Origin of the sequence: Mycolicibacter icosiumassiliensis (assembly GCF_900078685.2) — a bacterium.
GTDB classification, from domain to species: domain Bacteria; phylum Actinomycetota; class Actinomycetes; order Mycobacteriales; family Mycobacteriaceae; genus Mycobacterium; species Mycobacterium icosiumassiliensis.
The window spans coordinates 392,664-419,019 of sequence record NZ_LT546170.1 but is presented as its reverse complement, the minus strand read 5'-3'; the positions used below and the strand labels follow the sequence as shown (position 1 = coordinate 419,019).

The following is a 26,356-nucleotide window of genomic DNA, read 5'->3' as shown; positions in this document are numbered from 1 at the left end:
TCTCCCGGCTGGGCGCCGGCGGCACCAAGCGGGCGCTGGCCGACTACTACCTAGCGGTGGCGAGCGGACCGCTGCTGCATGCCCTGGCCGACCGGCCCAGCCATCTGCAGCGCTTCCCCGACGGCATCGACGGCGAGGAGGTCTACCAAAAGCGGCTGCCGCGGGGGCACCCCGAAGACCTGGAGTCTTGCCAGGTGACGTTCCCCTCCGGCCGAACCGCCGACGTCCTCAAGGTCACCCGGCCCGCCGACATCTTGTGGGCCGTGCAGATGAGCACGGTGACCTTTCACCCCTGGCCGGTGCGCTGTCCCGACACCGACCACCCCGACGAGCTGCGCATCGACCTGGACCCGCAGCCGGGCACTGGTTTCGCGCAGGCCCGTGCGGTCGCGCTGGAGGTGGTGCGCCCGCTGCTCGACGAGCTCGGGCTGGTCGGCTACGTCAAGACCTCCGGCGGCCGCGGCCTGCACGTCTACCTGCGGATCAAGACCGACTGGGACTTCATCGAGGTCCGCCGGGCCGGGATCGCCCTGGCCCGCGAGATCGAGCGGCGCGCACCGGAGCAGGTGACCGCCTCCTGGTGGAAGGAAGAACGCGGCGCGCGGATCTTCGTCGACTTCAACCAGAACGCCCGCGACCGCACCATGGCGTCGGCCTATTCGGTGCGGGCCACGCCGATCGCCACCGTGTCCACGCCGTTGACGTGGGACGAGCTAGGCGACGGTGCCGATCCGGACGACTACACAATGAGCACCGTGCCGGACTTGATCGCACGGCGCGGTGACCCGTGGAGCACCATCGACGACCTCGAACAATCCCTTGAGCCGTTGCTCGAACTGGTGGCTGCCGACGAAGCCCGCGGACTGGGGGACATGCCCTACCCGTCGGTGTTCCGTAGGAAGTAGGTATGTGCGGGCGTGTCGCGCCAGATGGACTTTTGATCCGGTTTACGGTGCAGTCATGCTGTCCGCCGCCGCTCCAGCAAAGACGTGGACAGTGCTGACAACCAGCAACGCGGGTACCTGGCCGTCCGGGTATTCGGATGTGCTGGATGACTGCAGCGCGGTGGACGGACGTGATCATCCACCGGGGCTCGTGACGGGTACGCCGATCCTGCTGTCGAGTAACGGCGAACTCGATGAGTGGCTGGTGCTCTATTTCACTTCGTGCCCGAAGTTCACCTCCTTGGACTTGTCGTCCCGAAAGACGTACGCACTCGAGATCGCAAAGTGGTGCGGCTTTCTTGGAGGTCAGGACGATCCGCTGACCTGGCTGGAAGCAACGGAAGACGACTTCATCGACTACAAGATCCGCCGAACTGATCACCTGCAGTTCGCTGATTCGGTGACGGGCGCAACGTGGAACAAGGCGGTCTTCGCGCTCAGGGGTTTGTACGACTGGGCCGTGAGCCGCAAGGTACTGATCACACCGAATGGCCCTGTGATTGAGGCGAATCCAGTGCCCGGCGGGCACGGTGCCACAAGGGTGCCCGGGGTAAGGGCCAACGCAGCGTTCGTGCGCAAGGACAGGGACCGGTGGATCGTCCCCGGCACCTACCGGCTGTGGCGTGACGTTGGCTTACGTGGCCGCGGTGTTGAACGGATCGGTGCGAGCCAGTGGCGAGCGGCTGGCGAGGACGAGTCGTGTCGCGCCCGCAATTCACTGCGCAACACGGCATTCACCGACTTCGTCTATTCAACCGGTCTGCGCGTGCAGGAAGCAGGCGCGCTACTGCTGGCGGAACTGCCATCAGCGGACGCGATTGAGGCGAAGTTGCCGGCGGCGATCGCCAAGTACAGCAAGGCGCGGATGTGGTACGCGGCGCCCACTGTAATGCAGACATTGCGCAGCTACATGACTGTCGCCCGGGCCGCAGCCGTCCGCCGGGCAATACGGGAGGGCCGCTATGACGCGATCGAGGACATCATCTGGGTAACGGAGGTCCGGCGCTCTCGCAAGGGAACGTTCGAAGCCGTCCGAGACGACGGCGCTGTGATGTCGCTGAACACTCTGAAGCCAGCTCTGCGGCGCCGTCTGTTCTGGCTCCGCGACGGTCGCCCGGAACCGATGGCGTTGTGGCTCAGCGAAGGTGGAACCCCGTTTCATCACGAGTCGTGGATCGGGGTTTTCGATGCGGCCAACGAGCGGCTTTGGTCAGCAGTTGAAGCCACCGGCGGGGCGGCCAGTGACGAGTTGACCGTGACGCCGCATTGCCTTCGTTTCAGTTTCGCGCTGGCGCTGGCAGTTCAACTGCATCAGCGGCTCGACGCCGCGCACGGGTGGGACGAGAGCATCGCCTACGGGGACGGGTCTCGCTACGACGAGGTCTTCCGCACGGTGAAGGACGTTTTGGGTCACAGGTCGGTGGAGACGACGCGGAATACCTATATGCCGCGGGTGCAACGGCTGCGTTTCGACCGGCTGTTCGGCCTCCCGAATGCCCAGATGGCCACCACGAGCGATCTGGTGTCAGCCCTGGCGCGCGACCTTGTTGAGATTCGCGATTTAACCGGGTCCGGCGCATGACGGCAAGTTCGCGCCGAGAGTCAGCTGACGGCGTTGTCACGCGCCGCGAGGATCCGCAAGTGGTGGTCGCCTCCCTTCCAGGGGCGTATGCGCCTACTGTCATTGATCTTCGGGAGTGGCCGTGTGATGCGCGTCTGCGGGTTCAATTCGCCGATGCTGTCGAGGCACTTACGGGAGTGAACGGAGTTTGGAAGAGTGCCCAATCGGCACGGCAAAATCGGGACAGGACGAAATATTTTGCGAGGTGGTGCGGCGAACACGATGTGCGCGACCTGGACCAGTTGAGCCCGGACCGGTGGAACGACTACCTGCTGCACTTGGCGGCGAAGGGAATCAAGAGCAATACCCAGCACAGGCAATTGGTCACGGTGCGGCAGGTGCTTCGTCGGTATCCACATCGACTTCACCCCGACCTGCCGAAACACCTCAATCGACGGCTCCCGAAGAGGGACGCCGCCGAAAGTCAGCCCTATCCAAAGGTTGTGTACGACGCGATCCTCAAGGCAGCAACAGTCGCCGTCAATGCCGAGTACCAGCGCATCTATCCAAATCTCCTCATGCTGCGGCGGCGTGACAGTACGAAACTCCCACCTGAGCAGAGGGCTCGCGTCGACGCGCTTCATGAAGTTGCCACGGCCGGTGCTCCGCTATCGGATGCGACTCGCGATGCGCTGGGAATCACGGTCTCCGACTACAGATATTCGGGGGTCAACGCGGCACGACCGATGCTGTTCGTCAGCCAGGAGGGGGCAGTCGCTATCGCTGTGCTCATCGCCTGCCTGGAAGGAGCGAACTTCACCCCGATCAACGAACGGAAGGTTCCATCGGCCGCTCCGGGGCTCGGTGTCAGTGAAGATATTTGGAGTGTCGAAGATGAAAAGCGGCGGCGACACGATCACCCATACGACTTCCATGCGATACCGAAGAACGCGCGCCGGGCGATGACAAAAATCATCCAGATGACGCAACCGGGACGTGATTACCTGGCGGCGAACGACCTGCCCGGAGCTGATCGCCTCATCGTCTACTGGCCCGTGATGAAGGCTCTGGACTCGTCTCCTTCGGTCGGCCTGACCCCCAGTCACCTCAAGCTGAGCAGGCTCAAATGGTGGCCGAACCAAGACGAGCCGATCTCGTTCACCCGCATCCGAAAGACCGTCCGAGTACTCATTGACCGGACGCCCCAGGGCCATTCACGCGCAACGTGGTCCACAAGCTACATCGAAGCGTCGGAAGTCGAACGTGAGCGGCTCATGACCGCGGCGGTAGAGACCGGGCTGTGGGCGGTGATCAAGAACGCCGAGCGCCACCTCAAAATGCGGTTTGAGCGCGGCATGGCGACGACCGACTCCGATACGACCATTGGCGGCTGCATCGACTGGGAGCACCACCCCCTAACCGGCCAGCCATGCGGCGACGACTTCCTGCTGTGCCTGCAATGCACCAATGCCTTCGCCACCTCGCGCCACCTCCCCCGGCTCATCGAACTGCGCCACCAGTTAGAAGCCATCGCATCCACCGACGGGCCCGACTGGACGGATTTCCGGGCCATGGCCTACGGGTGCCTGCTCGCCCTCATCGATGACCGAACAGTCATCTTCGCCGACGAATACGCTGCCGCCGAACAAACCATCACCGACGAAGATCGAACCGAAATTCATCTGCTACTCAACGGGCGATACACGTGAGCCGAGGCACTACGAACGCCCGTGATCTTGCCGGCAGCAACGACATTCGAGCCGCCGTCGACTGGGCCGCCGCCGAGGCCGGCCCGGTCATCGTGCATCCGCTGCGAGTGAAGCACCCCGATCTTCCAGGAAGCGTATTCGCCGATGACACATGGTCGCTTCGACCCATGGGGGTCACCCGCGGCACCGTCCAGAACCTGCACTGGATCCCCGGGCTCAAAGAGCAGCAGTATTCGGTCCCGCCGCATCTGATCACACCATTCAAGCGCGTCGTATGGCTGATCATTAACAGGCCGGCCCCGGTGGCCTACCTTGCGGGAAGCAACGGTCGGAGGTGGCCATCGGCAGCATCGGTGTACCAACGGTTCGCGGCGCTGCGCCGCTTTGCTCATTTCCTCGGACAGCATGGGATCACCCAACTCTGCGACGTGAGTACCGACTTGCTCGACACGTATGCAACGGCACTCCTCGCTGACGAAACGCGATCTAGCCAGTCTGCGAAGGCGCAGCACTTGGGGTATACAGCGGTGATTGCGCACCTGGCCGACGATCTCCCAGAAGCCAACCGCATGGTTGAGCCGTCTTGGTCTGGCGAATACCTCGGAGGGGGCCGCCGTGCGCGTGCCGCTGACAATAGCAAGGAGATCATTCACCCGGACGCATTCGCGCCGCTGCTGTGGTGGTCTCAGCAGATCCTCAAATGCACCCCTGACATCGTCGCCGCCGTGAAGTGGTGGAACGCGGTTTCGAGCTGCCCCCAACCTAAAGAAAGTTCACGCGCGGGCTTCGACGCGGTCGAACAGATTGTGGCCTCCCGCGGTGGGATCCTGCCTCAAGGCGAGATCACGGGGCATATCGCTGCGCAGTACCTCATCGCTCTCCACGGAGGAGAGATCCATGTTCGCGACTTCAGCAGTTGGCGCAGGCAACGTGGCGGCACGTTCTCAGTGAATCCGGATCTGCCGCAGCCGATTCCGGTGCCGGTCACGGGCGTCATCGAGGGGCAGCCCTGGCTTCAGCTGATCGACTACCGGGATATCGGAAAATTGCAGCGCGTCCTCCAGGCTGCGGCGGCGATCCTGATTTGCACGTGCACAGGAATGCGTGGCGAGGAGTGCGCGAAGCTGAAGCGCGGCGCGCTGCGGACAATTCCACGCCCGGACGGCGCCTACTCCTACCGGATCGACGGGCGCATCTTCAAGGCTGTCCGTGACGACAACGACCAACAGGACCGCGGAGGCAAGCAGTGGGTGTGGGCCACCATCAAGCCCGGCGCCGACGCGATCACGGCGCTCGAACGCCTCGCCGAAATCACCGGCTCCGCTGGGCTGATGACTTACCCAAAGTCGCACGATCAACCAGTATTGACCACGACGATGACTCGATGGATCAAGGAACTCATCGAGTTCGCGAACGGCTTGCGTACCGAACTCGGCATCGATCAGACTCATCACATCGACCCTGACCCGGCGGGAAACGTCACGCTCGACCGCTTTCGTCGCAGCGTCGCCTGGCACATCGTCAACCAGCCAGACGGTCTTGCCGCTGCGGGCGTCCAATTCGGCCACATGCAGTCGACCACCACCGATGGGTACGCCTCCACGATTACCTCCGGCATCGCCGCGACCATGGACGAAGAACGCACACGTGCTCTCTACACCACACTGCAAGACCATGCGAACGCCGCAAAAAGCGGAATGAAAGCGTCCGGCCCAGCGGCCAAGCAGCTCGGAAAGGCTCTCAACCGGTTCGGCGCCAAGCGGTTTCCCGGCACCTATGCCGACCTGTCGAAGAAGGACGAACGCCGACTTCGTCGCGACCCCGATCTGGTCGTCCGGGAGAATCCTGGCCATGGCTGTCTTTGCCTGGCCAATCCTCTGAGGCCGGAAACGATGGCCTGCTCGCGGGAAAACGACGGTGAACCGAACCGAAACGACTGCAAGGTCTACTGCGGCAACCGTGTTTACACCGACGCGACGATCGCCCAAGACAAAGAAGAAGCCGCCCAACTCCGAGCGCGAGTAAAGAACGCGAACCCGATCCTGGCCGCGCGGATCAACAAGCGGATCACACACCTCGAAGAGCACATCGCCGAACACGAAACCACAGCGCTGCCCCTACTGGACATCATGACCGCCGAACAGGCTAAGACAAGCACGGCCAGCACGGGAGAGTCGGAAACTGATGTCCGAGACGAATGAACGCTGATGCAATCGCCCCGCTTCACAAAGCAGGGGTACCTGGCATGACATCCGGCTCTGAGATCCCCATCGCGGAACGGAACTGGCCTCCCACCGACGACGAGATCAAAGCCGAACGTAACCCCACCCGCAAGGCCGTCCTCGTCGCGATGCGCAGCCTGCTCACCGGTGATCCCACCCCAAAGCCGGTCAACCGTGGCAAGCGCAGCGTCGTCGCTTTGGCCAACGAAGCAGGTGTCGGACGCACCCGACTCGTGCGGGGCGCACTCAGCGACCTCGGCGACTGGATGGACCGGGCAGTAGCGAAGCAGGACGAAGTCGTCACACCGCAAGAGCACGAATGGAACAAGAGACTCCACGCGATGACGGAACGTGCCCTCGATGCTGAACGGCGCTACAAATCAGCTCGTGAAAAGCGCACGGAGCTTGAAGCCGTCGTCCAGGCCCTGTCCGAGCAGCTTCAGGTCAGTATTCGAGATCGGGCCAGACTCCAAGGCAAGCTCGATCGAATGGCCAGACATTCTGTCGATGTTCTCCCACTGAATGAGTCCAGTCCGTCTTAGCTTATGGGTCGAGCCTCACAAGCAACGCGGGACCGACGCGTTGCGGGTCTGTGCGCCACGCGTTGCTCATTGGGGCGATCCCGCCGAAGCACCGGCGGCATCGGCGAATTCGCAGAAGGCGGTGTAGGCCCGGGCACCGTAAATGGTGGCCGGCCCACCGTGCATGAAGATGCTGACACCGATGGCTTCGGCGGCTTCTTCTTTGGTGGCGCCGGCACGAGCGGCGCCTTGGGCGTGCGAGGCGATGCAGCCGTCGCAGCCTGCTACGACCCCGATGGCCACCGCGATGAGTTCTTTGACTTTTTTGTCCAATGCGCCCGAGGTCAGCGCGGCGCTGCTCATCTCAGCGAATCCGCGGTAGACCCCGGGGATCATCTGCCGCAACGCGCGGTGTTGCGGATTGAGGTCATCGAGTACGTCGTGGTATTGGTCGTGTTCGTCCATGACGGCCATAATACCTATACCCGTATCAGTATGATAGTGCGGTAGCTTGATCGACTCAGCGGCGTGGACGTTTGGCGCACTTATACCCCAGGGGGTACGCTTACAGCTATCAACCGGATGTGGAGGAAACGATGATTGGTGACGAGGACAGCATCACCGCGGTGCTCAACAGGTTGCGGCGTGCCCAGGGGCAGCTGGCCGGGGTGATCGCCATGATCGAGCAGGGCCGCGGTTGCAAAGACGTGGTGACCCAGCTGGCAGCGGTGTCACGCGCCCTTGACCGGGCCGGCTTCAAGATCGTCGCCTGCGGGCTTCGGGACTGCATCAGCGATACCAGCTCGGGCGGCGGGCCACGTCTGACCGAAGCCGAACTGGAGAAGCTTTTCTTGGCCCTGGCCTAAATTTCACCCGTGCGCGATCACCAACCGACACCGTGACACAGACGACATAGAGGAGGAACGAAATGACCTTGGGGTTGAGCACCACGTTGCACACCTCGTTCGCCGATGCCGTGGAGCGGACGACTCAGGCGCTGGCCGATCAGGGCTTCGGTGTGCTGACCACGATCGACGTTCAGTCCACGCTGAAACAAAAGCTCGGCCAGGACATGGAGGACTATCTCATCCTGGGGGCCTGTAACCCGGAGCTGGCGCACCGCGCTTTGGATGTGGATCGCCAGATCGGCCAGTTGCTGCCGTGCAACGTTGTGGTGCGGGCCGATTCAGCCAATAACCAAGGCGGCACGGTCATCGTCGAGGCGATGGACCCGCAACTCATGGTGCAGGTCACCGGCCAGCCGAGCCTGCAAGATATAGCCGACCAAGCCGCCGCTAAACTACGCGCCGCGATCAGCGCGCTCTGATCTGAGCTGATCTGTGGCGACCTCCTCCCCGTCAGCCCCCACCGGGAAAGGGTTGATCACCGCCATCATCCCGCTGAGACTTCTCGGCTACGTCGCGCCGCGCTACGAGCCGACGCAGCTACCTGACCTGACGACTTGACCGACAAAGAACAAAATGAGTCGGTAGGCGAACCGACGAGGAGGGTTACGATGCAGGACCAGGTTTTAACGGAGCGCGGCATGTTCGGTATGCCCAAGCCACAGGGATGGACGATCGAGCGGATCGTGAGCCTCATGGCCGGCGCTGTGGTGCTGATAACCCAGGTCGCACAGTCTGGGCATGTGAGCCGCCTGCGGGTGCTCGCGGGATGGGTCGGGGCGAACCTGGTGCTCAATGGGGCGCTTGGCTGGTGTCCAATGAGTGTGCTGTTGCATCGGCTGGGGTTCGTAACGGCCGCCGAACGTGAGCGCCAAAGCTACTACCCTGCGTAGTAATAGGTTCGCGGCGGCTGGGGAGGTGACCGATGAATACCCTTGATGTTTCCCGGTGGCAGTTCGGCATCACCACCGTCTACCACTACATCTTCGTGCCACTGACCATCGGTCTGGCGCCGCTGGTGGCGATGATGCAGACGGTGTGGATGATCACCGATAACCCGGCCTGGTATCGGCTCACCAAGTTCTTCGGCAAGCTGTTTTTGATCAACTTCGCGCTGGGTGTGGCCACCGGCATCGTGCAGGAGTTCCAGTTCGGCATGAACTGGAGTGAGTACTCCCGGTTCGTCGGCGATGTTTTCGGTGCCCCGCTTGCCATGGAGGGCCTGGCGGCTTTTTTCTTCGAGTCGACCTTCATCGGGTTGTGGATCTTCGGGTGGGGCCGATTGCCCCGATGGGTGCACCTGGCGTGCATCTGGATCGTCGCGGTCGCGACCAATGTGTCGGCGTTTTTCATCATCGCGGCCAACTCGTTCATGCAGCATCCGGTCGGCGCGCACTACAATCCCGCAACGCAGCGTGCCGAGTTGGACAGCATCATGGCGTTATTCACCAATAACACTGCGCAGGCGGCGGTTTCACACGCTATCGGCGGGGCGTTTCTCACCGCGGGAGCGTTTGTGGCCGCGGTGTGCGCCTGGTGGATGGTCCGCTCCCGCACCGGGCTTGCCGCAGGCGCGGAAACCGACCCGGCCGCGGCTGAGCACGACGCCCGCAGCATGTACCGCCCGGCGACCATCCTTGGCTGCTGGGTGACGCTGATCGCGGCGGTGGGGTTGTTGTTCACCGGCGATATCCAGGGCAAGCTGATGTTCGTCCAGCAGCCGATGAAGATGGCATCCGCGGAAACGTTGTGCGACACCCAGACCGACCCGCATTTCTCGATCCTGACCATCGGCCGGCAGAACGACTGCGACCACCTCACCCGGGTGATCGAGGTGCCTTATGTGCTGCCCTTTTTGGCTAAAGGTCAGTTCAGCGACGTGCAGCTGCGGGGTGTGCGCGACATCCAGCAGGACTCCGAGCAGCGGTTCGGGCCGAACGACTACCGGCCCAACATGTTCGTCACTTACTGGTCGTTTCGGGCGATGATCGGGCTGCTGGCGGTTCCGGTGCTGTTCGCGCTGGCCGCGCTGTGGCTGACCCGCGGCGGCCGGGTCCCGAATCGGCGGTGGTTTTCCTGGTTTGCGCTGTTGACCATTCCCACGCCGTTCTTGGCGAACAGCGCGGGCTGGGTCTTCACCGAGATGGGGCGCCAGCCGTGGATTGTCGCCCCCAACCCGACCGGTGACCAGCTGGTCCGTCTTACCGTCGCCGAAGGTGTGTCGAGTCACTCACCCGCAATGGTCGTCACGTCGCTGGTGATGTTCACCCTGATTTATGGGGTGCTCGCGGTCATCTGGTTCCGGCTGCTGCAGCGCTACGTCGTCGAAGGGCCGCAGGAGCACGACGCCGAACTCGCCCCGCCGGCTCCGCCCGGTAGCGACGAGGTGGCTCCGCTGTCATTCGCCTACTAAGGGCTGCGAATCTGGGAAGGAGATAGTCGAGATGGGCCTGCAGGAGCTGTGGTTCGGTCTGGTTGCGGTGCTGTTCTTGGGGTTTTTCATCTTGGAGGGTTTCGACTTCGGTGTGGGCATGCTAATGGAACCGTTCGGCCGGATCGGCAGCGGCGACTCCGAGCAACATCGCCGGGCGGCGCTGAACACCATCGGCCCGGTCTGGGACGGCAACGAGGTCTGGCTGATCACTGCCGGTGGCGCAATGTTCGCCGCGTTTCCGGGCTGGTATGCCACCGTGTTCTCCGCGTTGTATCTGCCGCTGCTGGTGATCCTGTTCGGCATGATCGTGCGGGCGGTCGCGATCGAATGGCGCGGTAAGATCGACGATCCGAAGTGGCGAGCCTGGGCTGACTTCGGTATCGCGGCTGGGTCCTGGCTGCCCGCGGTGCTGTGGGGGGTGGCGTTCGCGGTGCTGGTCCGCGGGCTGCCGGTAGGCGCCGACCACCAAGTTCACCTGTCGGTCACCGATGTGCTCAACCCCTACACGCTGGTGGGCGGGCTGGCCACCGGCGGGTTGTTCTTGTTGTACGGCGCGGTGTTCGTGGCGTTGAAAACCGCCGGTGCGATCCGCGATGACGCGTTGCGATTTGCGACGTGGTTGTCGCTGCCGGTGGCCGCGCTGGTGGCCGGTTTTGGGTTGTGGACCCAGCTGGCCTACGGCAAGAGCTGGACCTGGCTGGTGCTGGTCGTCGCGGTCGTCGCCCAGTTGGCGGCGGTGGGGTTGGTGTGGCGCCGCGGCTCTGACGGCTGGGCTTTCTTCTCGACCGCGGTGGTGGTGGCCGCGGTGGTGATCCTGTTGTTCGGTGTTCTGTATCCGAACCTGCTGCCGTCAGCGCTGGACCCACAGTGGAGCCTGACGATCTATAACGCGTCGTCGACCCCCTACACGCTGAAGATCATGACATGGGCAGCGCTGATCTTCGCCCCGTTGGCGATCACCTACCAAGGTTGGACGTATTGGGTGTTCCGGCAGCGGATCTCGGCCGAGCGGATACCTCCGTCGATCGGCCTTTCGAGGACCCCTTCTTGAGCGGACGCGACTCGTCAGGCCATCCACCGCTGGACCCACGCTTGTGGCGGGCATCGACGGCGATGCGCCGGTTCCTGGCCGCCACGGTGGCCTACGGTGTGGTGATCTCCGGCTGCGCGGTCGCCTCGGCGATGGTGTTGGCACAGATCGCCTCCCAGGTTATCACCGACCCGTCCACCCGCAGCGTCGAGCGTTGGATGCCGCTGATCTCAATCCTGGCGGCACTATGGGCAATTCGCACAGCGGCCCACTGGCTGCAGGCGCGGCTGGGCCAGCGGGGCGCCAGCGCGGTGATCGCCGATCTGGCCGGTCAGGTGCTGACCGCCGTGACCGCGCGAGCCCCCCGTGAACTAGCCGCCCGGCGCGACGCCGCCGCGACGGTGGTGACCCGCGGCCTGGACGGGTTGCGCCCCTACTTCACCGCCTACCTACCCGCATTGGTGCTGGCCGCGATCTTGACCCCGGCAACCGTGGCGGTGATTGCGCTCTACGACCTGAAGTCGACGGTGATCGTGGCGTTCACGTTGCCGCTGATCCCGATCTTCATGGTGCTGATCGGCCTGGCCACCGCCGACCGGTCGGCGGCGGCGCTGGCGGCCATGACGAGCTTGCAGGCCCGGCTACTGGATCTGATCGCCGGCATTCCCACGCTGCGCGCGCTGGGTCGGGCTGCCGGGCCCGAGAATCGCATCGCTGAATTGTCGGCCGCGCACCGCCGTTCGGCGATGGCCACACTGCGGATCGCCTTCTTGTCGGCACTGGTGCTGGAGCTGCTGGGCATGCTCGGCGTTGCCGTGGTCGCGGTCAGCATCGGGCTACGCTTAGTGTTCGGGCAGATGAGCCTGACCGCTGGGCTCACAGTGCTGCTGCTGGTGCCGGACGTGTACTGGCCGCTGCGCCGAATCGGGGTGGAATTTCACGCGGCCCAGGACGGCCGCGCCGCCGCCGACAAAGCTTTCGCGCTCATCGACGACTCGCCCGGCCCTACCACGGGACACCGGAGCGTGTCCGCGCGCGGTGCGGTGATCGGCACCGAACGTCTTAGCGTCGCCGGCCGGGACGGCTTTGCGCCGCGCGATCTCACCGCGGTGATCGAGCCCGGCCAGGTGACGGTGCTGACCGGCGCCAACGGCGTCGGCAAGAGCACCATGCTGGAGTGCGTCGCCGGGCTCACTGTGCCGACGTCGGGGCGGATCACCGTGTCCGGGATCGACGTCGCCGATCTGGACCCGGCCCGGTGGTGGCGTCAGCTGTCCTGGCTGCCGCAGCGCCCGATGCTGATCCCGGGCAGTATCGCTGAGAACCTAGCCCTGTTCGGCGAACTTGATGACGCAGAAACGTCCTGTGCGACATCGGGTTTCGACCTGGTATTGGCGGAGCTGCCCAGCGGCGTGCACACCCAGATAGGGGGCGGCGGCGTCGGGCTGTCGCTGGGGCAGCGACAGCGGCTCGGCCTGGCCCGCGCGCTCGGATCCACCGCACCGGTGCTGCTGTTCGACGAGCCGACCGCCCACCTGGACGCCGAGACCGAAGACGCGGTGTTGCGGGCCCTCGTCGAGCGGGCGCAGGCCGGCGTAACGGTGATCGTCGTCGGCCACCGTGACCCGGTGCTGGCGATCGGCGATCGAGTGATCGATGTGGAAGCGAGTCGTCATGCGCCGGCCTGATCTGCTGAGCGCGTCAACCCTGCTGCGCCCGCGACTGCCCCGGCTGGCGCTGGCAATCACGCTGGGGGTGTTGTCGCAGGCCAGCGCGCTGGGGCTGGCCGGGGTGTCGGCCTGGCTGATTACCCGTGCCTGGCAGATGCCGCCGGTACTGGACCTGTCGATCGCCGTCGTCGCGGTGCGTTCGCTCGCGATTTCCCGAGGCGTGCTGCACTACTGCGAGCGGCTGGCCACCCATGACACCGCACTGCGCGCGGCCGGCACCGGCCGCGGCGCAATCTATCGCCGGCTGGCCCACGGACCCGCAGACGTCGCGACCCGGCTGCACAGCGGTGAGCTGGTGGCGCGGGTCGGCGCCGATGTCGACGTGCTGTCCGACGTGCTGGTGCGCGCCCTGCTGCCGATCGGTGTCGCGGCGGTCCTGAGCCTGGCCGCTGTGGTGGTGATTACGGTGATTTCGCCGGCGGCCGCCGCGGTGCTGGCGGTTTGCTTGCTTGCTGCCGGAGTGATCGCACCGTGGTTGTCGGCGCGGGCGGCGGCGGCGCAGGAAGCCGTTGCCCGCCAACACCTGGCCGAGCGTGACGTGGCGGCGATGCTCGCGCTGGAGCACGCCGCGGAGCTGCGCGTCAGCGGCAGACTGCCCGCTATCATCGCCGAATCGCAGCGTCGGCAACGCGCCTGGGCCGACGCGGTCGACGCCGCGGCAACACCGGCCGCGGTGGCCGCCGCCATGCCCACCGCCGCGGTCGGGGTCAGCGTGCTCGGCGCGGTGATAGCCGGCATCTCGATTGCGTCCACCGTCGCGCCCACCACCCTGGCGATCCTGATGCTGTTGCCGCTGTCGGCATTCGAGACGACCGCGTCGTTGCCGGGCGCGGCGATCCAGTTGACCCGGTCGCGGATCGCGGCACGGCGGCTGCTCGACCTGACCCCCGCAGATCAGCCGGGCACCGACCCGGCTCGCCCGCCGGCGCAGTCGCATCCACCGGTGACCCACCGGCTGTGCGCCGCCGATATCCGCGTCGGTCACGGTGCCGAGCGCTCGACCCTGGTGACGGTGGACTTGCAACCCGGTGCCCGGCTCGCGGTCACCGGCCCCAGCGGCTCCGGCAAAACGACGCTGCTGATGACGCTGGCCGGCCTGTTGCCGCCACTACACGGCCAGGCCGAGTTGGACGGGAGGGCGCTCAGTGATTTCGACGAAGACCAATTGCGCAATGCCATCACCTTTTTCGCCGAAGACGCACACATTTTCGCCACCACCGTCCGCGACAACCTGCTGGTGGCCCGCGGCGACTGCCGTGACCATGAGCTGATGGCGGTGCTGCACCGGGTCGGGCTCGGTGGGTGGCTGGTCGGCCTGCCCGACGGCTTGGCGACGGTGTTATCCGGCGGCGCGCACGCGGTGTCCGCGGGTCAACGCCGCCGACTGCTGCTGGCCCGGTCCGTGCTCTCGCCGGCGGGCATCGTGCTGCTCGACGAACCCACCGAGCACCTCGACGCTGGCGACGCCGATCTGCTGCTGCGCAGGCTGCTCGAGCCCGAAGGCGGGCTGATCGAAGCAGAACGGACGGTGGTCATAGCTTGCCACCACCTACCCAACGACATGCACTGTCCAGTGCTCAATATCAACCCTGCTTCACAACACCACGCGGTGTCGGCGAGTCCAACATGAGTGCACGATCCGGGCAGTAGAACGCGAGCGCGGTGGCCAGAAACGCCCCCGCCTGCGGCTGGCTGGTATTCAGGGCAAGGTTGGTGGATAGGAAACGGGTTGAGTCGGCGGTGGTGGCGTCCACGCCGCGGAGCAGTCGTTCGCAGGTGATCTCGGCCAGCCACGCGTTGTGGTCGCGGCTGCCGTAGATGCCATGGCTGTGGAGTTGATCAGCAAACTCGGTGTCGATGTCGGCGTGCGCAGGCGCCGCCAAGGTGATCGCGGTAGCTACGATCGTCGCGAATCCTGCCAGTCTCATCACGGCGTCTCACCAGTCCCATACGGTGTCATCGTCGGAAGGATACTGGGAGCACGCGCCAGTGGTCTTTGCGACGACGCCCTTGTTGTTGAAGAAGATCTTCCCCCAGTTCGGCCACGCCGCGGTCAGGGGGTCAGCGAAATGAGTGGCCCATTCCTCGGATTGGGCTCTGCGGCCGTCGGGGCTCAGCGAAAGAAACCAATGTATTTCCTCCTTCGCCGCCCGCTGAACTTCTAACGGGTGATTACGAAAATCGATCATATACCGCTCGTAATATACGGGAGATCGGTCGCGCGCGGCACCCAAGAGTTGCTCTGCGGTGCACGTTGTCTGAATGATCCTGCGTGGTATCGGGTAGTCCTGCGTGGAATCAGCCGCCGCGACACCGGGCAACACCGTCGTAGCGATGGTGCTGGCCAACAGCAGGGTAGTGGCCGCGCTCAACACCCGGCGCTGTCGGCGCCGGTAGCCGCCGATGCCATTTTTGGCGCGCCACGCCGAGTAACCGAACCCGCGCACATTGTTCCCGCACATCATGGGTGCACTCCTTATATGTCGGCAGGGATAACGGTTGAAACTCGGCTTATTTCGTTGGAATCTCCTCGGTAGGGGCTTCCGAGCCAGCCGATGGGCTCCGAGGAGCCCGCGACACATAACGGGCCGGGCGTTGTTGTACTTTCTGCGGCCACCAAAACCAGCGTCCGAGCAGCGCTGCCGAAGACGGTGTCAGGAACGACCGCACGATCAAGGTGTCGAACAGCAGACCGAGCCCGATTGTGCTGCCGGCCTGACCGATGGAGTACAGGTCGCTGGCGACCATGGACATCATCGTGAACGCGAAAACCAGACCGGCCGCGGTGACGACCGAGCCGGTGCCACCGATGGAGCGGATGATGCCGGTCTTGATCCCGGCGCCGATTTCCTCTTGGAAGCGGGAGACCAACAGCAGGTTGTAGTCTGATCCGACGGCAAGCAGGATGATGACGCCGAACACCGGTGCGATCCAGTTAAGCTCCAGGCCGAACAAGTGCTGCCAGACCAGCACGGTCAGCCCGAACGCCGCACTCAGTGACAGCAGCACCGTTCCGACGATCACCGCCGAGGCCACCAGCGCCCGGGTGATCAGCAGCATCACAATGAAGATCAGGGTCACCGCCGCTGCTCCGACGATCAGGATGTCGTATTCCGCGCCGGTTTGGATGTTGTTGTAGACCGCGGCGGTTCCGGTGAGATAGAACTTGGCGGTGGTCAGTGGTGTGCCCTTCACCGCGTCGTGCGCTGAGGCGAGCATCGGCTCGACGAACGAAATACCTTTGGGCGTGGCCGGGTCCGCGTCGTAGGTGACGATGAACCGTGCTGCCGTGCCGTCCGGGGACAAGAAGAGTGCTAAGCCCTTCTGGAAGTCCGGGTTGTCGAACGCCTCCGGCGGCAGGTAGAAGTAGTCGTCGGCTTTGGATGCGTCGAAGGCCCGGCCCATCTCGCTGGCGGTGTCGGTCATCCGCGCCATCTGGGTCACCAGTCCGGCGAAGCTCGAGTGCATCGAGAGCAGGCTGCCCCGCATGGATTTTGCGACCGCGATCATCGGGTCGAACTGCCCGACGATCTGCGGCATCACCGTGTTCATGTCGGCGATGTCGGCGAGCAACGGCTCCATGTTCTCGCTGAACTTGTCCATCCCGTCGTAGGCGTCGAACACCGACCGGACCGCATGACAGACCGGGATGTTGAAGCAGTGCTGCTCCCAGTAGAAGTAGTTGCGGACCGGGCGCGCGACGTCGTCGAAATCGGCGATGTGGTCGCGGATCTCGTTGACGGTCTCGTCTATCGCCGCCATGTGGTCGGTCATGTGCGCGGTGGTGGTGTTCATTTGCCCAACAAGATCCCGCAGTCGCACCATCGAATCGATGGTGGCGCCCAGGTCATCGCTCATCGTGACCATGTCGGCGAGTCGGTCGGTCATGAACTGCAGATTCTCCTGAATCGGGACGGCACCCATGCTGATCTGGAACGGGATCGAGGTGTGGTCGATCGGGCTGCCCAGCGGCCGGGTGATGCTCTGCACCCGCTCCACACCGCGGGTGCGGAACATGTTTTTGGCGATCCGATCCAAGATGATCATGTCGGCCGGATTGCGCAGGTCGTGATCGGCTTCGACCATCAGCACATCGGGATTCATCCGTGCCGCGCTGAAATGGCGTTCGGCGGCGTCGTAGCCGACGTTCGCCGGCAGATCGGCCGGAATGTAGTAACGGTCGTTGAAGCTGATCTTCATGCCCGGCACCGCGAGCATGCCGGCCAGGGTGACCAGCAGCGCGGCCACGAACACCGGCCCCGGCCAGCGGACGTTGGCGGTGCCGATGCGCCGCCAGCCGCGACCCTCCACCCGCTTGGGATCCAGCAGACCGAACCGGCTGGCGACCGCGACGACAGCCGGGGCGACGGTCAGCGCACCGGCGACCACCACCACCAGACCCAGGGCCGACGGGATGCCCAGCGCTTTGAAATACGACAGCCGGGCGAAGTGCAGGCACAGCGAGGCCCCCGCGATCGTCAACCCCGAACCCAAAATGACATGCCAGGTACCGCGGAACATCGAATACCAGGCGGTTTCGCGGTCCTCGCCGGCATTGCGGGCCTCGTGGTAGCGCCCGATCAAAAAGATCGCATAGTCGGTGCCGGCCGCGATCGCCAGCGACGACAGCATCGCCACCACGAAGGTCGAGAACCCCAGCAGGCCAAGGTTTCCCAGCAGTGCCACCAGGCCGCGGGCGGTACCCATCTCGAAACCGACCATCACCAACGCCAGCGCCACGGTGCTGGCCGACCGGTAGACGATCGCCAGCATGATGATGATGACCAGGCCGGTGACCGCCATCATCTTCAGCATGGATTTGTCGGCGGCCTCGGTCATGTCGGTGGTCAGCGCCGCCTGCCCGGTGACATACGCGCGCACCCCATCCGGTGCCGGCACCGAGGCGACGATCTTGCGCACCGCATCGACCGACTCATTGCCCAGAGTGCTGCCCTGATCACCGGCAGTGTTGATCTGCGCGTAGGCGGCCTTGCCATCGCTGCTCTGCACGCCAGCGGCGGTGATCGGGTCACCCCACAGGTTCGCGATGTGCTGGATGTGTTCGTGATCGGCGGCCAGTTTCGCGATGAGCGTGTCGTAGTAGCGGTGGGCATCCGGGCCGAGTTCACGCTCACCTTCGAGCACCAGCATGACCATGGAATCGGAGTCGAACTCCTCGAACTTCGCACCGATGCGCTTTGCCGCGATCATTGCGGGCGCATCCTGCGGGGACATCGTCACCGCGTGGTCCCGCGCCACCGACTCGATCGGCGGCACCAGCACATTGAGGCCGACGGTCAGCAGCAGCCAGCCGATGATCAGCGGCCAGGCGAGGCGGCGAACCAGGCGCATGTACCCCGGACGGAGGTTCTCGTGGCTGCTCATGCGGCTTTCACCAGACAGAAGACCTGGGCGTGGTGACCGGTGGCGAAGTGTTCATCCTTGATGTCGCCGTTGACCGTGATGCGGCAACCGATCTCATCGCCGTCCCCCTGGGCCACCAGATTGCCGATCACCGCCGGACTCGTCGTGGTCATCGTGTAGCTCCACGGCAGGGTTGTGAACGATGTCTGCACCGGCTGCGTCCCCTCATTCAGGTAGCTGATTCCCCCGCTCGCGTCACCAGGCCCGAAAACCTCATACACGACCCGCTTTTCATTGATCGACTCGATCACCGACGAGCCGCTGCCATCCCAGCGGAAGATCTCGCCGGAACCGAAAACGCCGCGAAGGTTGACTACCGCCAGGGTCCCGGCGACCGCCGCCAGCGCGACGACCAGCGGCACCCAAACCCGCTTGAGAAAGGTCAACATTCAAGCCTCTCCATCCGTGGCCGCCTCCCACTACAGCCTCCCGGCCGCCGTGCACCCGTCCCAAGTGGATCGGCTACAGAGATATATCATACCCGAGGGGGTATATGCCAGTGAAGCGGCTGCACCCGCTGGTCCCGTCCAACTTGCACGACGCAAAACGGATTCAGGCCACGCCGCGGGGATCACAGCCGCGGGTGTACAACTCGGTATCCTCACCGAACTCGGTGAGCTCAGCCTGCGTCAACGACGGGCTGGTTTCGCTGATCGCCCGCAGGTAGTCCGACGTCTGCGCCGCTTCGTCGCGGCGGAACTCGATTTCGCGTTCGAATCCGAACTGCGCACCCTTGCGCGCAGCAAACTCGATATCTGCCGGGGGTGAACATCGCGGTCTCGGCGACCAGCGCGTCAACATCGACGGTGTCTGCGGCCGAACCGAGAAATCGCTCCCACATCGCAATGCGGGCCGTCGCATACGGCGGGCCAATCGGAATGATGCAGTCGAATCGTCCTGGTTGCAGGAATGCCGGATCCAGCGCCCGCACCGAGTTCGTGGCACAGATCAGCAGCCGATCGTCGGCCTGCCGAAACATGGGTATCAGCTTTGGCAACTCGTTGGTGACGCCGTGCACAGGGTCCGATGGCATCCCTGACCGCGATCCGGCAATCTCCTCCACCCCTCGCCGATGAACACCACCGCGGCTTCCAGCTCAATCAAGATGGTGAAGGTGTCCCGCAGCTCCCACGGCGGCGACAACTGCCGGACGCCCCGACCGAGCTGAGGGCACCAGCTCAGAAATCGTAAAGACCGGCGGCGCCCCTGGGGGTATGAATCTGCAAATTGCGCAGTTGCGCGCGGTGGCCGTGGCGCAGGCCAAGGCATAGTGGCGAATCATGTTAGCGCCGGCCGATCTGGGGGCCTGGTCGTCAAGGCGGCGGACGCATACTCGACGTTCGTGGCACACATGGATCGAGGTCAAGGGAGTTAAGGGGCCGCGCGGCAATTGGCGCGTATACCCCATGCGGTATACCATGGGGGTCGGATCGTACTGTCGACCGAGGAGCACCAATGGCACGAACCGTAATCCTCGGCGCGGGTATCGCCGGGCATACCGCCGCGCTGCACCTGCGCCGAATGCTTTCCCGCGCACACGAGGTCGTCGTGATCTCACCGGAGCCCGACTGGAACTGGATACCGTCGAACATCTGGGTCGGTGTCGGCCGGATGGACGTCGAAAAGGTGCTGATTCCGCTCAAGCCCGTCTACAACCGCAAGGGCATCGTCTTCCATCAGGGTCTTGCCACCGCGATCCGTCCCGAGGGTACGGGCGAGCAGTCGTCGCCATCGGTGGACTTCACCTACACCGACGAGGAACACCGTGGTGAGACCGGAAATCTCACCTATGACTACCTCATCAACGCCACCGGACCGCAGCTGAACTTCGCCGCCACTCCCGGCCTCGGACCCGATGGGCACTCCTGGTCGGTGTGCACCGCTGCCCACGCCGCAGCAACGGCCCAGGCATTTGAACAAGTCGTCGCCAAGCTGAAGGCCGGCGAGAAGCAGCGCCTGGTCGTCGGCGTCGGCCACGGCAACTGCACCTGCGAGGGCGCGGCGTTCGAGTACACCTTCAACGTCGAGCGCACGCTGCGCAACGCCGGGGTGCGCGACCTCGCCGAGATCTACTACCTCACCAACGAATACGAATTGGGCGACTTCGGCGTCGACGGCATGCAGTTCGTCGAGAAGGGCTTCGTGCAGTCCAGCCGGATGTGGACCGAGTCCCTATTCCGTGAGCGCGGCGTCAAAGCCATCACCCAGGCTCATGTCAGCAAGGTGATGGAAGGCAAGCTGCGTTACGAGCAACTCGACGGCAACGAGCACGACCTGGACTTCGACTTCGCCATGCTCCTGCCACCGTTCAAGGGCGTGACCCTCGCCGCCTACGACAGGGACGGCGCGGATATCACCTCCGCCATGTTCGCGCCATCGGGATTTTTGAAGGTCGACGCCGACTACTCGGGCAAGCCCTACGAAGAATGGTCTGCCGAGGACTGGCCGCGCACCTACGAGTCGCCGGCCTACCCGAACATCTTCGCGCCCGGCATCGCGTTCGCGCCTCCACATCCGATCTCGAAGCCGCGCAAGAGTGTCAGGGGAACGGTCATCACCCCAGCCCCGCCGCGCACCGGCATGCCGTCGGGCATGATGGCCAAAGCGGTCGCCGAGACCATCCGCGACCGGATCACCAAGTCCACCCAAGTTCCTGCGCACGCGGCCTCGATGGCGGCCGTGGGTGCCGCGTGCGTCGCCTCGGCCGGCACCGGCTTCCGGCAAGGATCGGCCGCCGCGATGACGATGTACCCGGTCGTCCCGGATTGGAAGACGTATCCGCAGACCGGCCGCGATCTCGCCGGCACGTCCGGAGAGATCGGCCTGGCCGGGCACTGGATGAAACTGCTGCTGCACTACCTGTTCATCTACAAGGCCAAAGCCAGGCCGTTCTGGTGGCTGATCCCCGAATGACCCGTATGGAAGGTGCTCCCGTGGACGACGACAGCCTCCACCCAACGGGCAACGACCGGACTGCCGAAGGCATCGCCGCTGCCCCGTTGCCCACCCGCAGCAAACTGCGAGCGCGTCAGAACCTACTCATCCAGTCCTGGCGGTTCACCCGCTTCACCCTCAAGATGATGCGGATAATCTTCCGCGGGCACGGCTGACCCCGACCGGGAAATTCAGGATTGCTCGTCGAGGTAGTGGACAGCTTGCGCAGTGTAGGTGGGTTCGATCTTCATGATTGCGTCGATGCGGACTCGGTCTCCGACGGCGAGTCTGCGGGTTTCTTGTCCGCCGATCCGCATGTCCACGCCATCGACGTCGACGTCGCAAACGTCGAGATGGCTCTCCAGGCCACCAGTCATGCCGCGGGGCACGCGGCCGAGAAGCACCCCCGCCAATTGGGTCAGCGGTGTACTACCCAACGAGATCCGGCTCGATACCACGCACTGAAGTACCGAGGTGCCTGGTCACGGGTCCTCGATCACTACCGCGAGGCACCTCATGTTCAGTGAGGACGTGCCACCTGATGTCGGAACCAGGCTTCCGAGGCAAACATGCTGACTGCTCGCCGATCCCTGGGAAGACGGTCCGATCTGGTGGGGGGCGAACCTAAAACCGCACAGGGTTGAAATGCCCTGAGAACCGAACTACCCGAAAATGCCGGGCGAACCCAAGCGGGTACAGCCCAGCCGGGAGAAATCAGACTGACGGCTCCAACAGCCCGATGCAGGTAGCGGTGAGCAGCCGGGTCAACGCGGTGGTGAAGTCCAAGTTCCATTCCGGCGGCACCTGCCGCTCGGCGGCATAAGCGTCGGCCAGTTTCGTCGGTGGGTGCGCAACCTGCCACAGCGGCGCCGCCAGTGAATAGGACGCCAACAACAGGTCGAAGGCGCCTTGCTTGCCCAGCCGGGGGAGTGCCTGCAGCAGGGCGTCGGCCATGGTCAGTCCCGCGGCGGTGATCTTTCGTCGGATCTCGATCACCCGCTCGGCGTCTACCTCATGGTCGAGGTGCAAGTGCAGGTTGGCCAGCATGTCGCAGAACAACGGGTCCGCGGCCAATCCGCTGGCCAGGGTGGCGGCCACCCGGTCCGGCGACATCGTTTCGGACTGTTGCAGTGCGGTGCAAACGGTGTCTGACCAGCCTTCCCAGCTCTCGGCGGCCAGTCGCAGCAGCACCTCTTTGTGCGAGCTGAAGTAACGCCGTATCGCCGAGTGGTGTACCCCGGCCCTGCTGGCCACCGCGGTCAGGGTCACCGATGCCACGCCGGTCTCTATTGCCACCGAACGCGCCGCCTCCATCAACGCTTCGGCCCGCTGACGTTTGGTCTCGTCGCTGCGGGCGCGCTGGAAGGTCGCCTGACGCACAGCGCGAGGATAACGCACGCGATGTGCGTTGCCGGCGTGCGCAGCGGTGCGGTAGCGTGCGTTTACGCTCGTCGACGTGGGTTAGGGTACCCAAAGATTGCTGGTGAAGGGGACTCCGATTTTCAAGGTGCTGAGCCGGGTGTGGATACCCTTGGTGATCCTGGCCGTGGTCTGCGTCGCCGGATTCACGGTCACGCGTATCCACGGCCTGTTCGGCGCCGCGAAACGCCCGTCCTATTCCGACGGCCAGGTCGACGAGACCAAGCCGTTCAATCCCAAGCGGTTGACCTACGAGGTCTTCGGGCCGCCCGGAACGGTGGCTGACATCAGCTATTTCGACGTCAACTCCGAACCGCAACGCGTCCAGGACTTCACTCTGCCCTGGCAGCTCGAAATCGTCACCACTCTTCCCGCGGTGGTGGGAAGCCTCATGGCGCAGGGCAACAGCAACAGCATCGGCTGCCGCATCATCGTGGACGGAGAAATGAAGGCCGAACGCATCTCCCATGAGGTCAACGCCTACACCTTCTGCCTGTTGAAGGCGGCATGAGCCAGGTCGATACGCGCAGCGGCGTCGTTCGGCCGGAGCGGCCGTTCATCGCGCGGACCATCCGCCGATTCGCGGTGCCGATCATCCTCGGCTGGTTGGCGCTGATCGCGGTGCTCGTCGCCACCGTCCCGCCGCTGGCAGAGGTCGGCAAGCAGAACGCCGTCTCGGCCAGTCCCGAAGACGCCCCGTCCATGCTGGCCATGACCGAGATGGGCAGGGTTTTTAAGGAGTCGGACTCCGACAGCACCGCGATGATCGTGCTGGAGGCCGACCACGAGCTGGGCGACCCCGAGCACGAGTACTACGCCGAAGTGGTCTCCAAGCTGAAGGCCGACACCGCACACGTCCAGCACGTTCAGGATTTCTGGGGTGACCCGATGACCGCAGTCGGTGCCCAAAGTGCCGACGGTAGAGCGACTTACGTGCAATTGAACCTGGTCGGCAACATCGGCCAGGCGGCGGCGAACGACTCCATCGTAGCGGTCCGCGACATCGTGGATTCGGTCCAGAAACCGCCGGGGCTGACCGTCTACGTCACTGGCACCGCGGCGCTGGCAGCCGACATGAACCATGCCGGCGACAAGTCGATGTTCAAGATGATGGTGGTCACCATTCTGGTGATCCTGACCATGCTGTTGCTCGTCTACCGGTCGATCATCACGGTGGCGCTGCTGCTGGGGATGGTCTACATGGAGCTGAACGCGGCCAGCGGCGTGGTGGCGTTCATGGGCCACCATCACTGGGTCGGGTTGACGACGTTCGCGGTCAACCTGCTGGTCTCGCTGGCGATTGCCGCCGGCACCGACTACGCGATCTTCCTGATCGGCCGCTACCACGAGGCGCGCCAAGCCGGCGAAGACCGGGAATCGGCCTACTACACGGCGTTTTCCGGCGTCGCGCACGTCATCCTCGGTTCGGGTCTGACCATCGCCGGAGCGGTGTTCTGCCTGCACTTCACCCGGATGCCCTACTTCGTCACGCTCGGCATCCCCTGCGCGGTGGGCATGCTCGTCTCGGTCGCCGCGGCCTTGACGCTGGGCCCCGCGATCATCACCGTCGGCAGCCGGTTCGGCCTGTTCGACCCCAAGCGCGCCACCAGCACTCGCGGTTGGCGGCGGGTGGCGACGGTGATCGTCCGCTGGCCGGGACCGGTTCTGGTTGCCTCACTGGCGGTCGCGGCCGTCGGCCTGCTGGCCCTGCCGGGATATCAGCCGGCCTACGACGACCGGAAGTACATTCCCGCCGACATCCCCGCCAACGCGGGTTTCGCCGCGGCGGACCGGCATTTCTCGCAGTCCCGGATGATGCCCGAGGTGCTGCTGATCGAGTCCGACCACGACATGCGTAACCCGTCGGACTTTCTGATCATCGACAAGCTGGCCAAGTCGGTGTTCAAAGTGGTCGGCATCTCCCGGGTTCAGGCGATCACCCGCCCGCAGGGCACCCCGCTGGAACACACCTCGATCCCGTTCCAGATCAGCATGCAGAACGCCGGTCAGCTGCAGACCATGCAGTTCCAGAAGAAGCGCATGGACGACATGCTGACCCAGGCCGAGGCGATGGGCCAGACCATCGCCACCATGCGCCAGATGTACGGCCACATGAGCCAACTGGCCGGCATCACCCACGAGATGGTCGTCGACATGGACGACCTCCAGGCCCAGATCTACGAGATCCGGGACCACATCGCCGATTTCGAAGACTTCTGGCGGCCGATCCGCAACTACTTCTACTGGGAACCGCACTGCTACGACATCCCGATCTGCTTCTCGTTGCGCTCGGCGTTCGACATGATCGACAGCGTTGATCCGATGAGCGAGAGCATGGACAAGATGATCGCGCACATGGGTGACATGGATGCACTCATGCCGCAGATGCTGAGCACCTTCCCGCCGATGATCGACACCATGGAGACCATGCAGACCATGATGCTGACGATGCACAGCACCATGTCCGGCATCTTCGATCAGATGGACGAGATGAGCGACAACGCCACCGCGATGGGCAAGGCGTTCGACGAGTCCAAGAACGACGACTCGTTCTACCTGCCGCCGGAGGTGTTCGGCAACCCGGACTTCAAGCGGGCGATGAATATGTTCATGTCTCCGGATGGCAAGGCCGTCCGGATGATGATCTCGCACCGGGGCAATCCGGCTACGGCCGAAGGTATTTCGCACATCGACAAGATCCGCACCGCAGCCGAAGAAGCGCTCAAGGGAACGCCGCTCGAAGACGCCAAGATTTATCTCGGCGGGACAGCGTCACTGTTCAAGGATATGCAGGACGGCTCGAACTATGACCTGTTGATTGCCGGAATCGCCTCGTTGAGCCTGATTTTCATCATCATGCTCTTGATCACCCGGGCGCTGATCGCAGCGTTGGTGATCGTCGGCACCGTGGCGCTGTCGCTGGGTGCGTCGTTCGGGCTGTCGGTGCTGTTCTGGCAGTACCTCATCGGTATGCAGCTGCACTGGCTGGTGTTGGTGATGTCGGTGATCATCCTGCTGGCGGTGGGATCGGACTACAACCTGCTATTGGTGGCCCGGTTCAAGGAGGAGATCCACGCCGGGCTGCATACCGGCATCATCCGGGCGATGGGCGGCACCGGGAAGGTGGTGACGTCGGCCGGACTGGTGTTCGCCTTCACCATGACCTCGATGGCGGTCAGCGACCTGCGCATCATCGGGCAGATCGGCACCACCATCGGGCTGGGGCTGATGTTCGACACCTTGATCGTGCGGTCGTTCATGACGCCGTCGATCGCGGCGCTGCTGGGGCGCTGGTTCTGGTGGCCGATCAACGTCCTGCCGCACGTCGGAGGGAAAGCCGCTCGGCATCGAGAGACCGCCGTCCTCGCTCGCGGCGGGGATGCGGACAACACCGCGGAGCTGGCCCACAACCGGTAGCCGGTTGTGAGCTATTGCATGCTCAGGGGTCAGAAAACCAATTAGGTAGCATGACTAAAGTTATGTAGCATTGCTTATTGAGTTTGGATGGCTAAGCGGCCATTTG

General features: G+C 64.2%; 24 protein-coding genes and 1 pseudogene. 16 read left to right on the top strand and 9 right to left on the bottom strand.

Going from position 1 to position 26,356, the window contains the following annotated elements; translation table 11 throughout:
- The 5 genes from BN4346_RS44600 to BN4346_RS44580 all read left to right on the top strand — a co-directional run.
- The coding region (locus BN4346_RS44600; RefSeq protein WP_067976680.1) for a DNA polymerase domain-containing protein at positions 1-905 on the top strand (905 nt) is incomplete at its 5' end.
- 55 nt (positions 906-960) lie between these two features.
- Positions 961-2,526: a site-specific integrase gene (locus tag BN4346_RS44595; RefSeq protein ID WP_067976679.1), complete on the top strand. Its 1,566-nt coding sequence runs from the start codon at positions 961-963 to the stop codon at positions 2,524-2,526.
- 263 nt (positions 2,527-2,789) lie between these two features.
- The gene (locus tag BN4346_RS44590) at positions 2,790-4,214 is read left to right on the top strand and encodes a hypothetical protein (protein WP_067976678.1); all 1,425 of its coding nucleotides are present in this window, start codon (positions 2,790-2,792) and stop codon (positions 4,212-4,214) included.
- On the top strand, positions 4,211-6,415 hold the full coding sequence (locus tag BN4346_RS44585; RefSeq protein ID WP_067976677.1) for a hypothetical protein: 2,205 nt from the start codon (positions 4,211-4,213) through the stop codon (positions 6,413-6,415). Before BN4346_RS44590 ends, BN4346_RS44585 begins: the two co-directional genes overlap by 4 nt.
- A gap of 44 nt (positions 6,416-6,459) precedes the next feature.
- The gene (locus BN4346_RS44580; RefSeq protein ID WP_067976676.1) at positions 6,460-6,978 is read left to right on the top strand and encodes a hypothetical protein; all 519 of its coding nucleotides are present in this window, start codon (positions 6,460-6,462) and stop codon (positions 6,976-6,978) included.
- Between the two features lie 66 nt (positions 6,979-7,044).
- On the opposite strand, the gene BN4346_RS44575 is transcribed toward BN4346_RS44580, so the two are convergent.
- Positions 7,045-7,422, bottom strand: a complete 378-nt coding sequence (locus BN4346_RS44575; RefSeq protein ID WP_067976707.1) for a carboxymuconolactone decarboxylase family protein — start codon at positions 7,420-7,422, stop codon at positions 7,045-7,047.
- 131 nt (positions 7,423-7,553) lie between these two features.
- Between BN4346_RS44575 and BN4346_RS44570 the strand changes: the two genes are divergently transcribed.
- The 7 genes from BN4346_RS44570 to cydC all read left to right on the top strand — a co-directional run bounded on the left by BN4346_RS44570 (position 7,554) and on the right by cydC (position 14,686).
- Entirely contained in the window at positions 7,554-7,823 is a 270-nt protein-coding gene (locus tag BN4346_RS44570) for a metal-sensitive transcriptional regulator (RefSeq protein ID WP_067976675.1), read from the top strand.
- Between the two features lie 62 nt (positions 7,824-7,885).
- The gene (locus BN4346_RS44565; RefSeq protein ID WP_067976674.1) at positions 7,886-8,284 is read left to right on the top strand and encodes a DUF302 domain-containing protein; all 399 of its coding nucleotides are present in this window, start codon (positions 7,886-7,888) and stop codon (positions 8,282-8,284) included.
- Between the two features lie 189 nt (positions 8,285-8,473).
- Positions 8,474-8,755: a YgaP family membrane protein gene (locus BN4346_RS44560; protein WP_235653793.1), complete on the top strand. Its 282-nt coding sequence runs from the start codon at positions 8,474-8,476 to the stop codon at positions 8,753-8,755.
- Between the two features lie 32 nt (positions 8,756-8,787).
- Positions 8,788-10,275, top strand: a complete 1,488-nt coding sequence (locus tag BN4346_RS44555; protein ID WP_067976673.1) for a cytochrome ubiquinol oxidase subunit I — start codon at positions 8,788-8,790, stop codon at positions 10,273-10,275.
- Positions 10,276-10,306: 31 nt separating this feature from the next.
- Positions 10,307-11,347 (top strand): cytochrome d ubiquinol oxidase subunit II, encoded by a 1,041-nt coding sequence (cydB, locus tag BN4346_RS44550; RefSeq protein WP_067976672.1) that lies wholly within the window; start codon positions 10,307-10,309, stop codon positions 11,345-11,347.
- Positions 11,348-11,409: 62 nt separating this feature from the next.
- Positions 11,410-13,014, top strand: a complete 1,605-nt coding sequence (gene cydD, locus BN4346_RS44545; protein ID WP_067976671.1) for a thiol reductant ABC exporter subunit CydD — start codon at positions 11,410-11,412, stop codon at positions 13,012-13,014.
- Positions 12,983-14,686, top strand: a complete 1,704-nt coding sequence (gene cydC / locus BN4346_RS44540; RefSeq protein ID WP_096867744.1) for a thiol reductant ABC exporter subunit CydC — start codon at positions 12,983-12,985, stop codon at positions 14,684-14,686. Before cydD ends, cydC begins: the two co-directional genes overlap by 32 nt.
- Here the strand turns inward: cydC and BN4346_RS44535 are convergent.
- The 6 genes and pseudogenes from BN4346_RS44535 to BN4346_RS49265 all read right to left on the bottom strand — a co-directional run.
- Positions 14,640-14,984 carry a DUF732 domain-containing protein gene (locus BN4346_RS44535; protein ID WP_067976669.1) on the bottom strand — a complete coding sequence of 115 codons (345 nt, stop codon included), beginning with the start codon at positions 14,982-14,984 and terminating at the stop codon, positions 14,640-14,642. The two genes, cydC and BN4346_RS44535, sit on opposite strands and share 47 nt — an antisense overlap.
- A 9-nt stretch (positions 14,985-14,993) precedes the next feature.
- Complete coding sequence (locus BN4346_RS44530) at positions 14,994-15,428, bottom strand: DUF5078 domain-containing protein (protein WP_407695163.1); 435 nt, start codon at positions 15,426-15,428, stop codon at positions 14,994-14,996.
- Between the two features lie 139 nt (positions 15,429-15,567).
- Positions 15,568-18,441, bottom strand: coding sequence for an MMPL/RND family transporter (locus BN4346_RS44525; protein ID WP_067976668.1), 2,874 nt, complete (start codon positions 18,439-18,441; stop codon positions 15,568-15,570).
- On the bottom strand, positions 18,438-18,869 hold the full coding sequence (locus BN4346_RS44520; protein ID WP_067976667.1) for an MmpS family transport accessory protein: 432 nt from the start codon (positions 18,867-18,869) through the stop codon (positions 18,438-18,440). Before BN4346_RS44520 ends, BN4346_RS44525 begins: the two co-directional genes overlap by 4 nt.
- Positions 18,870-19,032: 163 nt before the next feature.
- Positions 19,033-19,281: a hypothetical protein gene (locus tag BN4346_RS49270; protein ID WP_067976666.1), complete on the bottom strand. Its 249-nt coding sequence runs from the start codon at positions 19,279-19,281 to the stop codon at positions 19,033-19,035.
- A gap of 130 nt (positions 19,282-19,411) precedes the next feature.
- Positions 19,412-19,513, bottom strand: a pseudogene (locus BN4346_RS49265) (hypothetical protein); the annotation flags it as partial.
- 422 nt (positions 19,514-19,935) lie between these two features.
- Here BN4346_RS49265 and BN4346_RS44510 point away from each other — a divergent pair.
- A complete protein-coding gene (locus tag BN4346_RS44510) occupies positions 19,936-21,393 on the top strand; it encodes an NAD(P)/FAD-dependent oxidoreductase (RefSeq protein ID WP_067976665.1) in 1,458 nt (485 codons plus the stop codon).
- Positions 21,394-21,413: 20 nt separating this feature from the next.
- Positions 21,414-21,590, top strand: a complete 177-nt coding sequence (locus BN4346_RS44505) for a hypothetical protein (protein WP_234808352.1) — start codon at positions 21,414-21,416, stop codon at positions 21,588-21,590.
- Between the two features lie 15 nt (positions 21,591-21,605).
- Here BN4346_RS44505 and BN4346_RS44500 read toward each other — a convergent pair whose 3' ends face one another.
- Together BN4346_RS44500 and BN4346_RS44495 are read right to left on the bottom strand one after the other, a co-directional pair.
- Positions 21,606-21,851 (bottom strand): hypothetical protein, encoded by a 246-nt coding sequence (locus BN4346_RS44500; RefSeq protein ID WP_133054342.1) that lies wholly within the window; start codon positions 21,849-21,851, stop codon positions 21,606-21,608.
- A gap of 277 nt (positions 21,852-22,128) precedes the next feature.
- Positions 22,129-22,812, bottom strand: coding sequence for a TetR family transcriptional regulator (locus BN4346_RS44495; RefSeq protein ID WP_096867743.1), 684 nt, complete (start codon positions 22,810-22,812; stop codon positions 22,129-22,131).
- Between the two features lie 109 nt (positions 22,813-22,921).
- On the opposite strand from BN4346_RS44495, the gene BN4346_RS44490 reads away from it, so the two are divergent.
- Positions 22,922-23,344, top strand: a complete 423-nt coding sequence (locus BN4346_RS44490) for an MmpS family protein (RefSeq protein ID WP_067976704.1) — start codon at positions 22,922-22,924, stop codon at positions 23,342-23,344.
- Positions 23,341-26,250, top strand: a complete 2,910-nt coding sequence (locus BN4346_RS44485; RefSeq protein ID WP_078058841.1) for an MMPL/RND family transporter — start codon at positions 23,341-23,343, stop codon at positions 26,248-26,250. The genes BN4346_RS44490 and BN4346_RS44485 overlap by 4 nt, the downstream gene beginning before the upstream one ends.
- Positions 26,251-26,356 lie beyond the last annotated feature (106 nt).